Here is a 13,346-nt window from a genome sequence, read left to right as displayed (position 1 = left end):
TCGGTCGGTTGTAGTCGTGAGTTTCCGCCTGACTACCTGCATTCTGCTGGAACTGAGCCGCGCATTGCGAAAACACACGCCGCGAAATTAATACCGCCAACCACCCCGCAGCAGCACGCCGTCGCTAAGATCGATTTCAGTATCTGTAGATTCGTACTCGATGCGACGGTTGAAGGCGTAGCCAAGTTCAGCAAACCAGCCACCGCCGCCATCGGTGAGGTGATCGATGCCCAGCGTTAACCTTAAGTCTCGCAACGAAAGTTCATCAGTCAGCCCGGACGATCGAGTGACAGCCCACGTGTTCCCACCAATCCCGGCGGAGACATAGCTCCACGTCTCACTGTTTCCGCCGTCTTTGGCGAGACGAAATGCGAGTTTGGATTGGGGAAACCTGAGGTCAAGCTTGGTTGTCGGCTTCGGAGTCCAGGTGAGACCGACGGCGGGCAGCAATGGCAAGTCGGCTCGATCAAGATAAACAGCACCGAACGAAAGCGACAAGACATCCGGCTTATAGTCCCAGTTCAACAAACCCAGACCAAAGATGCGAAACGCTTCATCGCTGGTTGTGAAGTCGCTGCGAACAGAAGGTCGAGCAATCGTCATGAAGCTCCAGCGATCATTAATCGGTTTGCGGTAGAAAAAGTTCACTCCCGTTTCGAACAGTTCGTCGGGAACGTCAATTCCAGACGCGGCGTCGATGAAGTCGACACGAAACGAAGGAGTTATGCCAAGAATGTTCGGAGCACCGTTCGATGGTTGCGCTGTCTGGTGACTGAACGCTTGCTGGTCTGAGCCGCCGAACTTACTTGCGATGAGGCCCAACGGAACACCGAGACCGATCGATGTTTCGAAAAAGCTGCTGCTCAAGTCATTGTCACCAGTGGCACCGAGCCACCCGCCGGACACCGACACACTCTGAATCGCCTGCTTCTTGAATCGGCGAAGAGGCTGCTCAGTAGCTTGAGCGAACAAATCAGTCGGCGCACAACCATCTTCAACCACATGCACCGATTGCTGTGCCTGAGCAATACTCAACGAAAACAGCAGCGTAATTAGTCCAGATCGAATCACGTTTTGGTTCGTCCGCCGGTTCTTCCTGGCATCAGCCACACACTGACAACCTCGCGGTAGCAGTGTAGACCGCCGCTCATGGGCAACCGCCGTTTTCAACTCAAAAACGGTGTCCTTTCCGGTTTGCGTGCGGATAGGTAGTTACCAGACACGCCAATTCTGCCGACAATCTGACAGATGTTGCGCAGAGGAGTTCCGGCGGAAGTAGGCGTTCGTGGATCTTCAGACGCGGGCCACGTGGTAATCCGGAGATATTGAACGACACGGCGTGCAGCACATCCGCCTTGAGTGACCGATGTACCGTCAACAGCAATTCGCCCCTCATGTTCGCAGGGGGCGAGCAAAGTGACTGTTGGTCCTGCTGTGACTCCGATCTGCACCGACTTGACGCTGTTTTACAGAGGCAAGTCCAGCATGAATTGGTATTGGTTTTTGAACCGGTGAAAAGGGTCACTCTGCATTCCTTCGCTATGCTCTTGAACATTCTTGTACTGAAATACAACTGCTTCGAAATCGGGGCAATGTACAGATCAAAGCCGCTGTAGCCGGTTGGTGCCATGTGGTTCATGCGGATGCCTATTGCAACTTGACTCGGATCAAAATCTCCGGACTGTCTGATTGAAACCGAAGCTGGCCACCAGCTGACGAACACGCTGGCCTCTAATGCTTCACAACGTGTCTCGTCGGTTTGCAATCTTCAATTCGCCACGGTAACTTGTCAGACATGTGGACAGGACGACATCTGTAGATTCCGAGAAGAATGCATGCGAATCGAAGCTATTGAGCAACAAACGACAGCTGACCTGGTGGTCGAACGGATTGCTCGGGTCATCAAAGAACAGAACATGTCGGCGGGTGAACGGCTGCCTGGTGAGCATGCTTTGGTGGGTCAGCTTAAGGTGAGTCGGTCGGTGCTACGCGAAGCGCTTGCGCGACTGCAGAGCATGGGGCTGGTGGATATTCAGCGTGGTCGCGGTACGTTCGTGGGAAATCGGACCAGCCTGGCCAACTGCGTGCGGCTGTTGAAATCGGCCGTGACCATCTCGCCTCAGGAACTCCGATCCTATGCGGAATTGCGGACGGGGATCGAAGTGCAGGCGGTACGCCAGGCGGCGGAACTCGCGACGGAAACCGACGTTTCAGACCTTACGGCGCTGCTTGAGGAACTGAATAACGACGATCTGCCATATCCAGAATTGCTGCAAGTTGACTTTCGTTTCCATCGCAAGCTGATCGACATCGCGGGAAATCCGCTGATGCAGAACATGATGGAAGTGATCTACGAATTCGTCGTCGCGCAAATGGCACAGACCACGCCGTCACCCCGAGAGAACAAGTTGGGACGTCGCCTACATCGCGATATCGTCGCTGCCATCAAAGCTCACGACGCAGACGCCGCCGAACGGGCGATGCGAGAACACATGGAAGTCATTCTCACTCGTCTGAAGAAAGGAGAATCGGCATGACGCTGTTTCGAGTTCTTCTTGCCGTGTCTCTTTTGAGTGGCTTTGCACTTCCCGGCAGTCGTTGTGCCACCGCTGACGATGGTGCCGTTGACTTCACCAAACAGATAGAACCGATCCTGCAGCAACACTGCATCGATTGTCACGGGCCGGATGAACAAGAGAGTCAATTTCGACTGGACCGCTTGTCCGTGATGCTATCAGGCGGTAACTCGGGCGAACCGGCAGTCGTGCCGCGCGAGCCGGACCGAAGTTACTTGATGAAGCTGATTCGCCACAAAGAACCGGGGATGGAAATGCCGCCGGATGCGGATGAGCGACTTTCGGATGAAGAAGTCAGTCTGATTGAACGGTGGATCACAGGGGGAGCACACACTCCCGAAAGCTACGGCCCCGCGAAGGAAAAGACGAAGCTGACTCATTGGTCCTTCCAGCCCATCACACGAGCGGAATCCGGTAGCGTCGATTTCTTCATTCAAAGCAAACTGGCGGAAAACGATCTAGCTTTTTCCCGCGAAGCCGATCGTCGCGTTCTAATTCGGCGGTTGCATCTGGTGATGTTAGGAATCCCGCCGACGCCTGAGCAGGTCGATGCGTTCGTAAGCGATGATCGCGAGAACGCATGGGAGAAACTCGTCGAAGAAATTCTGGCGAGCAAACACTACGGGGAACGAATCGCGTCGTTGTGGCTGGATCTGGTTCGGTTTGGTGAAACTCATGGTTTCGAAATGAATCGTGAACGGCCGACCGCGTGGCACTATCGCGACTGGGTCATTCAGTCATTCAACGACGACATGCCCTATGATGAGTTCCTCCGCCAGCAGATTGCCGGTGACGCATTGGGAGCCGACGTGGCGACTGGATTTCTCGTCGCAGGTCCGGTGGATCAGGTCAAAGGCAGTGACGCAAAGCTGCAGCAGGTGCAGCGGATGAACGAACTGGACGACTTCATCAACACAACGGGCACGGCGATGCTGGGGCTGACCACCGGGTGCGCGCGATGCCACAATCACAAGTTCGACCCGATCAGCCAGCGCGACTACTACGCGTTGCAGGCCGTCTTCGCCGGCGTGCAGCACGGTGATCGCCCACTACCTCCTTCTCAGGAGCAGCAACAACCTTTGGCTGGCCTGAACGCTGAGATCACCAAGCTCCTTAGCAGGCTGAAACGGTTTATTCCGAAAGAAGACGCGGGCAAACGAGTCGCGGTCAACTTTCAACAGAATGTCGAGACCTTTGCTCCGCACGAGGCTCGCTTCGTTCGCTTCACGATCGACAAGACAACCGGCGGGGAAGGCTGCATTGACGAACTGGAAATCTTTTCCGGTGAACGCAACGTCGCGTTGGCTGAGGGCGGGGCGAGCGCCACGTCGTCAGGTGATTTCGTGCATCCAAAGCACAAGCTGTCACAGATCAACGATGGGGAATACGGGAACGAACGCAGTTGGATAGTTCGAGCAGCGTCAGGCGGCTGGGTGCAGATTGAATTCGCTGAACCGGCGGTTATCGACCGCATTGTCTGGGGGCGAGACCGCCAAGGAAACTACAAGGATCGTCTGCCGATCGGTTACCACATCGAATCGGCGATCGAAGCCGGTCAGTGGAATCCAATTGCATCGTCGTCTGATCGGAAACCATTTCGCGCCGAAACGCCGTCTGACGAAAACTATGACTTTGACGGCTTCGCCCAGCAGGAAGCCGAACAAGGCAAGAAGTGGCTCGCACGATTGCAGGCCGCACGCCGTGAGAAAGCAGCACTGGAAAAGTCGACACTGGTCTACGCGGGGACCTTCGCACAACCCGGTCCAACGCATCGGCTTTATCGCGGTGAGCCGGATGCGAAACGAGAACAAGTCGGCCCCGATGCGATCGAAGTCTTCACTTCATTGAATCTCGCCCCCGACGCGCCGGAGCAGAAGCGTCGACTCGCACTGGCCGATTGGATTGCCAGCAACACCAACCCGCTGACGGCTCGCGTGATTGTCAATCGCATTTGGCAGTTCCACTTCGGGACCGGGATCGTCGACACGCCCAGTGACTTCGGACGGAACGGGACTGCGCCGAGCCATCCTGAGTTGCTCGACTGGTTGGCGAGCGAATTGATCCAGAACGACTGGTCGCTGAAGCACATTCATCGGCTAATCCTGATGTCGAAAACATGGCGGCAGGACAGCCAGCCTGACGAGGCCGCGATGCGCGTTGACGCCGCGTCGCGACTGCTGTGGCGATTTCCGACTCGACGACTGGAAGCGGAACCGATTCGCGATTCGATTTTGGCGATCACAGGTGTACTGGATCTGCAGAATGCCGGTGGTCCGGGGTTCGATGCATTTGAGGTCGAGATGGAAAATGTCCGCCATTACTATCCGAAGAAGGCTTACGGGCCGAAGGACTGGCGACGGATGATTTATATGACAAAGGTGCGACAGGAACGTGAGCACGTCTTCGGTGCTTTTGATTGTCCCGACGCCAGCATGGTGGTTCCAAAACGCAGTCGTTCCACGACGCCGTTACAAGCTTTGAATTTACTCAACAGTGGCTTCATCATGCAGCAAGCGGATCTGTTTGCGACACGGCTGGAACGTGAAGGTGCCACCGTCTCTGACCGCATCAAAAGAGCGTGGCTGCTGTGTTTTCAGCGGCCCGCAACTGCAGAAGAAATCGAGGACAGCAAGGCATTCATTCAGCAGGAAGGTCTGCGGCAGTTTGCCAGGGCAATGCTGAATGCGAATGAGCTCGTGTTCATCCCTTAGTCGTTACAGCGTTTCACGCTGACTTGTGGCCGCGGAGAAGGCGTTTCGTCCTACGATGTGTGTTTCCCACGAGCCACTACCGTGCACAACAAAAGGTAATTTGGTCTAGCAAATGACAGGACGGCCTTTCCAGGCCGTCGAGAGCGTAATAGACGGTCTGAAAAGGCCGTCCTACATGAGAGCGACCATGCATCCATTTCTCAATCGACGAAGCTTCCTCTCTAACTCGGCATCAGGTTTGAGCAGCATTGCCCTGGCAAGCATGCTGCAACAACAAAACCTGCTGGCGGACTCAGCACCGATTCGTCCTAACATAGATCCCGAACATCCCTTTGCCCCGCGCAAGCCTCACCACGAGCCCGCCGCAAAGAATATACTGGTCATCTTTTGCGCGGGCGCATGCAGCCAGGTCGACACCTTCGACTACAAACCGGAACTGACCAAGCGGCATGGGCAGGCGATGCCGGGAGCTGAGAATCTTGTCACGTTCCAGGGCGAGCAGGGCATGCTGACCAGGAGTCCCTGGGAATTCAAACCGCGCGGCGAATCGGGAAAGATGGTTTCGGAACTCGTTCCTCAGCTAGGCGAACTGGCAGATGACATGTGTTTCATCCATTCATTGACCGGCAAGACGAATACGCATGGACCGGGCGAGAATTTCATGTCCACCGGCTACACGCTCGACGGATTCCCCAGCATGGGCGCGTGGGCGACGTGGGCATTGGGAACGGAGAACGAAAACCTGCCCGCTTATGTGGCGATCTCCGATCCTCGTGGTACGCCTCAATCGAGCGTCAACAATTGGGGGCCCGGGTTCCTGCCGGCAGCGTTTCAGGGAACGGAATTCAATGCGACTAAACCCCTCGGCAACCTTGATGTTCCCGCAGGCGTGAGTGCGAAGACGGACCGGGCGACTCGCAGTTTTCTGGAACGTTTGAACCGGCGTCACCTGGAACGCTTCGAAGGCGACAGCGAACTGGCCGCGAGAATTTCAAGCTACCAACTCGCCGCCCGGATGCAGTTAAGTGTTCCCGAAGTGACGGACTTGTCCAGCGAACCGCAGAGCATCCTCAAAGAGTACGGAGCCGATGACTCACAGAATGTGTTGAAGGCTCAGTTTGCTAAGAACTGCATTCTTGCCAGGCGGCTGATCGAGAAGGGCGTCCGCTTTGTGCAACTGTTCAATGGAGCCTACCAGACCGGCGGCGAAGGAGTCAGCAACTGGGACGGGCACAAGCAGATTGTTGAGCAGTACAGCAAGCATGGTCCTGTGCTGGACCAACCTTGCGCGGCGTTGCTGCGTGACATGAAGCGACGTGGTCTGTTGAAAAACACGCTGGTCGTGTGGATGACTGAGTTCGGTCGCATGCCGACGTTTCAGAAGGGAGCCAGCGGACGCGATCACAATCCCGACGGGTTCACGGCGTGGGTGATGGGAGCTGGCGTGAAAGCACCATTTACTTATGGCGCCACGGATGAGTTCAGTTACAAGGCCGTTGAGGATGTCGCCACGGTGTATGATTTTCACGCGACGATCCTGCATCTGCTGGGCCTGAATCACGAGCGACTGACGTATTATCACAACGGATTTGAACGCCGTCTCACAGACGTCCACGGACATTTGATCAAAGAGGTGCTTGCGTGAGTGGCAGCAATTTCTCCCTTGTAGCACGGCCCTTCCGGGCGATGATGACACGCACCGCTCAGAAATGCGCGGTGGCTCACAAGATCGCAACGTCGTTGGCGGCTTATCCAGTGACGCCCCGGAAGGGGCGTCCTACTTTGGTATGTTGCGTCTGGCTGTTGGTTTCGTTTGGTGCCGTGACGGCTGAAGATGCAGTTGATTTCAAGCAGCAGATCGCTCCGATCTTTCAGCAACATTGTGTGAAGTGCCACTCGCCGGAGAATAAAAAGGGCGATGTGTCACTGGGTACTGTCAACGACCTGAAGGCGAATGAATATGTCATCGCGGGCGATCCTGACGGCAGCTATCTGATTGAATTGGTCACGTCACACAATGATGAGCCGCCTGCCATGCCACAGAAGGCGGATCCGCTGTCACCGAAACAAGTGGCTTTATTGCGGCGATGGATCAAGCAAGGTGCGGAATGGCCGAGTGATGTTGTCATCAAAGAAAAGTCCAAAGCCGACACGTCGTGGTGGTCGTTGCAACCTCTTGCCGTTTCGCAGGCAGAAAATGATAGCCGCAACACGATCGACGATTTCATTGTCGCAAGGTTGGATAAAAAGGGGCTGACGCTGAGTCCTCAGGCGGACCGTCGGACACTCATTCGGCGGCTTTCGTTCGATTTGTGGGGGCTGCCCCCCACGCCCGAAGATGTTGACGCGTTCGTCAACGATTCGGATCCCGCCGCCTATGCGAATCTGGTCGATCGCATGCTGGACTCGCCGCACTATGGAGAACGCTTTGCACGACATTGGCTGGACCTGGCTCACTACGCTGACACGCATGGGTTTGAACGCGACAAACGCCGCGACAACGCATGGCGATATCGCGACTACGTCATCAAGTCCTTCAACGATGACAAACCGTACGACCGATTCCTGCAGGAACAGATTGCGGGCGACGTGCTTTGGCCCGACGACGACCAGGCTGTGATTGCGACGGGCTTTCTGGCGGCGGGGCCCTGGGACTACGTCGGTCAGGTGGAAACCAAAAGCGATGAACTCCGACGCTCCGCTCGGTCGCTCGATCTGGACGACATCGCGACGCAGGTAATGACCTCAACCATGGCGACCACCATCAACTGCTGCCGGTGTCACGACCATAAGCTCGATCCGATCTCGCAGCAGGAATATTTCCAACTGCGAGCCGTGTTCGCGGGCGTCAAACGTGAAGATCGCGTCGTCAGCGACGCCGCAATGAAACGATACGAGGCGACTAAAGCGGATCTAACGGCGAAGCTGCAGTCGATCGATTTTGAGATCGGTAAGCTCGAAGGCGCGGGGCTTGATCTGGCCGATATGGTCGGAGGCGGTAACGGCCTGGGCAACGGGACTTTCCGAAACGGGATCGATGCGCGGACTGGAGTCATCCAGACACGCGATTTTGGGGCGTTGGGAAATGTGGTCACCAATCAATTTGTGAAGACAAAGTCCGAGTTCATTGACGGGGTGTTCATTCCCGACGGCGAAGCTGGGAAGGCGAGCATCCCCGTCAGTTCCACGGGGATCACCGTGACGGGGCTGCCCAAAACGTCGGGTGCCGCATGGGATATGATTCGGAATGGCCCGGTCGCCAGCCAGCACTCACCTGAACTCGGAGGCATCGACTTCACCAAAGACGGCCACAGCCTGTTGGGACTGCACGCTAACGCAGGCATCACGTTTGATCTCGATGCGATTCGCAGTGCGAGCCACCAAACCGAAATGCGTTTCACCGCGAAACTCGGTTACTTCGGTGCAGTCGGCGGGCACCGCGCGGATGCGTGGGTGTTTCTGGATGGGAAACTGGTTGCTGAGTTCCCCAAGCTGACACGTGACATGGGCCTACAGGACATCGACCTGCCAGTGCCGGGTGATGCCAGGTTTCTGACGCTCGTCGCCACCGACGGAGGCAACGGCTACAGTCATGACCAGATCGGATTTGGTGATCCCAAACTGAAGCCCGTTGCACCGGTGCCGCTTAGCGAAGAAGACGGTCTGCGTTTAACACAACTTCAGAAACAGCGAACTTCCGCACACGAGCGGCTCGCCGATATCGGAACGCCGCCGAAGTTTTACGGGGTCGTTGGTGACGAGAAGGTCTCACCGGTGTATCTATTGGTGCGTGGCGACGCGGAATCGCCGGACGGTGAACCGTTGGCACCTGCGGCACTCAGGTCGCTGAAGATGTTGAACCCTTCACTCGGAGAAACCGACACCAGCGAAGGCGAACGACGCGCGGCGTTGGCGAAGTGGATCACTCATCCAGACAATCCGCTCACGCCGCGAGTGATGGTTAATCGTTTGTGGCATTGGCACTTCGGGCAGGGAATCGTAAGCACTCCCAGCGACTTCGGCTACGGCGGCGACCGACCTTCGCACCCCGAACTGCTCGACTGGCTTGCGAGTCAACTTCAGCAACACGATTGGTCGTTGAAGGCGATGCACCGGATGATTTTGACGAGTCAGACATACCGGCAATCAAGCAAGGCGCAGCTTTCGCCCGGGCCACTCGAATCGCCCGACAGCGATGGGGCACAGCAGCAGATTCATCCCGCGCAGATCGATGCGGACAATCGGCTGCTTTGGCGACAGAACCCACGCCGTCTCGAAGCGGAAGCGATTCGCGACGCGGTGTTGCACGTCAGTGGCAAGCTGAATTCGGAACGCGGCGGGCCGGGCTTTGAGGACTTCACATATGAAGACGCGTACGCACCAATCTATCGGTACGTCACCGCGGACGAGCCACCATTGTGGCGACGCAGCATTTACCGCTACATCGTGCGGACCACACCCGATCGTTTTTTGACGACGCTGGATTGCCCCGACCCGGCCAACCTGACAGCAAAACGTCTAACAACCACAACGCCGCTGCAATCACTTGCGCTCTACAACAACGACTTCATGCTCAGGCAATCCCAGTATTTCGCTCAGCGAATCGAAAGCGAAGTCGGCGCGAATCCGATTGACCAGGTGCGTCAGGCGTTTCAGCGATCTTATGGACGACTTCCGTCGGAACAGGAAGAGCATCTGTCAGTTTCCTTTGTCGAGAAACAAGGTGTGTTTGCCCTGTGCCGATCCCTGCTGAACTCTAATGAGTTCGTCTACGTCGATTAGCTTGAGCCAACGTAGGACGGCCCTCCCGGGCCGTCACGATGCTGAGACGGCTCGGAAGAGCCATCCTACGAAAGAAGAAGCCTGCCATGAAATCCCAACCATCTAAGCAATCAATTCATGGCCGACTTCCCGTGTACAAAGACCATTCGCGCCGCGCGTTCCTGCAGTCAGCGGCCGGCGGGTTTGGTGGATTGGCGTTGACTTCGTTGCTGGCGAGCGAATCCGATAGCGCGCCGCATCATGCTGCCAAAGCGAAACGCGTGATTCAGATTTTCTGTCCCGGTGGCATGAGCCAGGTCGACACGTTCGACTACAAGCCGGAGCTGGAGAAGCGTGCCGGCAAGCCGTTTGATCCGGATGGCAAGCTGCAATTCTTCGCTTCGAAACCAGGCAACTGCCAGCCCAGTCATTGGAAATTCCGCCAGCACGGCGAATCGGGACGCTGGATGAGCGACCTCTTCCCGAAGCTATCCACTTGTGTCGATGACATGGCGTTTGTGTATTCGATGCACAGCAAGACGGCTCTGCACGGGCCGGCCTGCTTTATGATGAACACAGGGTTCACATTGCCCGGCTTCCCCAGCATGGGTTCCTGGGTAACGTACGGACTGGGCAGCGAAGCGGATGACCTGCCAGCGTTCGTCGTGCTGCCCGATCCTCGTGGCTTGCCACCGGGCGGCATCATCAATTGGGGGGCCGGATTTCTGCCAGCCGAACATCAAGCCACAACGCTCGACACATCGAATCCGCAGCAACCCATTGCCGATTTGTTTCCGCCCACTGAGTTCGCAGGAAGCGATCGACGAGTCGACCACGATCAACTTCAGTTCTTACAGAAACTCAATCGCCTGCATCAGGAATCACGCCAAACCAACAGCGAACTTGAAGCTCGCATCAAAGCGTATGAAATGGCGGCTCGGCTGCAGTTGAGTGCTCCTGAAGTCATTGACGTGACTCGCGAAAGCGAATCGATTCGGAAGCTCTACGATGTGGAACATCCCGAGACAGGACCGTTCGGCTTGCAATGTCTGTTGGCACGCCGTCTTGTGCAGCGCGGAGTTCGGTTTGTACAAATCTACTGTGGTGCCGAGAACACAACGGCGAAGAAGATTCGTCCGAACTGGGATAGTCACGAAGATGTCGTGCGAGACCACGGCTACTGGGGGGAAGTGCTGGACAGTGGAGCATCAGCGCTGTTGAAAGATTTGAAGCAGCATGGAATGCTCGACGACACGCTGGTGATTTGCACGACGGAGTTTGGTCGGCAACCGGGAGCTCAAGGGAAAGAGGGCAAAGGACGCGATCACAACGCCGGCGCATTCACCGCATGGCTTGCCGGCGGAGGGATTCGCGGCGGCGCAGAGTATGGAGCGACTGACGACCTCGGATTCAAAGCCGTCGAATCACCCGTGTATTGCTACGACTTGCACGCCACCGCTCTGCATCTGCTCGGCATCGATCACACTCGCCTGACCTACTACCAAAATGGAATCCAACGCCGTCTGACCGATGTACACGGACATGTGATCGGGGAAATTTTGGCATGAAAGGCACCCCACTCCGCTACGTCGTGTTGCTATTGATGGGCTGTCTCGGAGCCCCGTCTCTGCATGCTGGGGACGTACCGAAACCGTTGAGCACGCTGATTGAAAGCGTATGTTTCGACTGTCATGGCAGTTCTTCGGCAGAAGGTGGGCTTGATCTGACGGCGTTGGTTTTTGACCTGAATGACCGTTCGGTGCGTGACCGTTGGATTCGCGTTCATGATCGCGTCAAAGCCGGCGAAATGCCGCCCGATGCGAATTCTCTAGCCGTCGACGAGCGCCGATCTCTGGTGAAGACGTTGAGTGATGCGATCGGGAAAGCAGATCGAGCCGACGTCGTGGCAAACGGTCGCGGCCCGATGCGGCGACTCAATCGTGATGAGTATCAACAGAATCTGCGCGACGTTCTGAAACTGCCACAGCTGGATATTCGGGACATGCTTCCCGAAGATCGCGAAGGCCATCATTTCAACAAAACTGCATCAACGCTCGACATGTCCCGAGTGCAACTGGCAGCGTATCTTGATGCAGCGGACGCAGCGCTGCGACAGGCGATGGCGAATGGCCCGAAGCCTCAGTCGGTCACGAAGTACCGAGCCGTCGGCACGCAGTTGTTCTCCGCAACAACCACATACGGCGAACGGGAGGCGATGTTCTTCGCGAAGGACAACAAGGCAGTAGAAACGAAAGACCTCAAGACGCTCGGGGACGATCCGGCACTGGAACTCGCGCTGTTTCGGTCCGCCCACTGGCCGTACTACGGTTATCCGCGCGGCTTCGTCGCCAAAATTGATGCAGGACGGCAGCAGCTTTACGACTATCGCGTGCGGTTTTCAGCGCGAGCGGTTTTGCAGATAGAAGGCTATCAGCTCAAGCCAGCGACAGAACCGGTGCCGATGACGTTTCGCGCGCGGAAGCCGTCTGGGCCGGATATCTCAGGGGATGTTCGAGCCACCGGCGGCATCATGGACATTCAGCCGGAGCCGCAAGTGTTCGAAACGACCGTCCAACTACTGCCAACAGAGACGTTCGAATACAGCCTGCTCGGTTTACCCGTTCCATTGGCTCGCAATGTCAATGGGGGACCACCGACGTATCGATACCCGCCGTTTCCAGAAGGCGGTCAGCCGGGTGTTGCATTTCAGTGGCTGGAAGTGGAAGGCCCGCTTGCTCCCGAGACCTGGCCTCCGGAATCGCACCGCGTGCTGTTTGATGAAATGGGAGTGGGCGTCGAATCGACGAATCCGGTCGAAGATTCGAGCCGACTACTGCGCCGCTTCATCGGGCTCGCTGCACGCCGACCAATCCCGGAAGACGCAATCCTTCGATTCGAAAACCTTATCCTCACGCGGCTTAACCAGGGAAGCCCGTTCTCCGAAGCAATGCTTGCCGGGTACAAGGCCTTTCTATGTTCCAGCCATTTCCTGTATCTACGAAAGCCAGTAGGACGGCCTTACCACGCCGTCAATGATTCCAATACAAACACAGACGGCCTGGAAAGGCCGCCATACGATCTAGGCGTCGACCACTATGCCATCGCCTCGCGCCTGTCCCATTTTCTCACCAATACTCGCCCCGACACCGCGTTAATGGAGTTGGCAGCCGCCGGAAAACTCCTCGATGTCGAAACGCTACAAAGCGAAACTGATCGGCTCATCGCAAGCCCAGGCTTCGCGAGCTTCGTTCAAAACTGGTCCATCCGGGTTCTTTGTGGGTGAGGCGTTAATTCGTTA

7 protein-coding genes are annotated in these 13,346 nt (G+C 56.5%); 6 read left to right on the top strand and 1 reads right to left on the bottom strand.

The features are described 5' to 3' along the window. Nucleotides 1–87 precede the first annotated feature (87 nt). Nucleotides 88–1,071 (bottom strand): DUF6268 family outer membrane beta-barrel protein, encoded by a 984-nt coding sequence (locus Fuma_RS12790; RefSeq protein WP_077024487.1) that lies wholly within the window; start codon nucleotides 1,069–1,071, stop codon nucleotides 88–90. A 764-nt stretch (nucleotides 1,072–1,835) separates the two neighbouring features. Between Fuma_RS12790 and Fuma_RS12780 the strand changes: the two genes are divergently transcribed. From Fuma_RS12780 to Fuma_RS12755, 6 genes are all read left to right on the top strand, one after another. Further along, nucleotides 1,836–2,537, top strand: a complete 702-nt coding sequence (locus Fuma_RS12780) for a FadR/GntR family transcriptional regulator (protein WP_077024485.1) — start codon at nucleotides 1,836–1,838, stop codon at nucleotides 2,535–2,537. Further along, nucleotides 2,534–5,287, top strand: coding sequence for a PSD1 and planctomycete cytochrome C domain-containing protein (locus Fuma_RS12775; protein WP_077024484.1), 2,754 nt, complete (start codon nucleotides 2,534–2,536; stop codon nucleotides 5,285–5,287). Before Fuma_RS12780 ends, Fuma_RS12775 begins: the two co-directional genes overlap by 4 nt. Before the next feature lie 187 nt (nucleotides 5,288–5,474). Beyond that, nucleotides 5,475–6,932 (top strand): DUF1501 domain-containing protein, encoded by a 1,458-nt coding sequence (locus Fuma_RS12770; RefSeq protein WP_077024483.1) that lies wholly within the window; start codon nucleotides 5,475–5,477, stop codon nucleotides 6,930–6,932. A gap of 71 nt (nucleotides 6,933–7,003) precedes the next feature. Next, nucleotides 7,004–10,069: a DUF1553 domain-containing protein gene (locus Fuma_RS12765; RefSeq protein ID WP_158520962.1), complete on the top strand. Its 3,066-nt coding sequence runs from the start codon at nucleotides 7,004–7,006 to the stop codon at nucleotides 10,067–10,069. Between the two features lie 86 nt (nucleotides 10,070–10,155). Beyond that, complete coding sequence (locus Fuma_RS12760; RefSeq protein ID WP_083732006.1) at nucleotides 10,156–11,616, top strand: DUF1501 domain-containing protein; 1,461 nt, start codon at nucleotides 10,156–10,158, stop codon at nucleotides 11,614–11,616. Then, the gene (locus Fuma_RS12755; RefSeq protein ID WP_077024480.1) at nucleotides 11,613–13,331 is read left to right on the top strand and encodes a DUF1587 domain-containing protein; all 1,719 of its coding nucleotides are present in this window, start codon (nucleotides 11,613–11,615) and stop codon (nucleotides 13,329–13,331) included. Before Fuma_RS12760 ends, Fuma_RS12755 begins: the two co-directional genes overlap by 4 nt. Nucleotides 13,332–13,346: the final 15 nt, after the last annotated feature.

This window comes from Fuerstiella marisgermanici, assembly GCF_001983935.1.
GTDB classification, from domain to species: Bacteria; Planctomycetota; Planctomycetia; order Planctomycetales; family Planctomycetaceae; genus Fuerstiella; species Fuerstiella marisgermanici.
The sequence above is the reverse complement of the archived record's forward strand: the minus strand, read 5'-3'. Positions and strand labels throughout refer to the sequence as shown.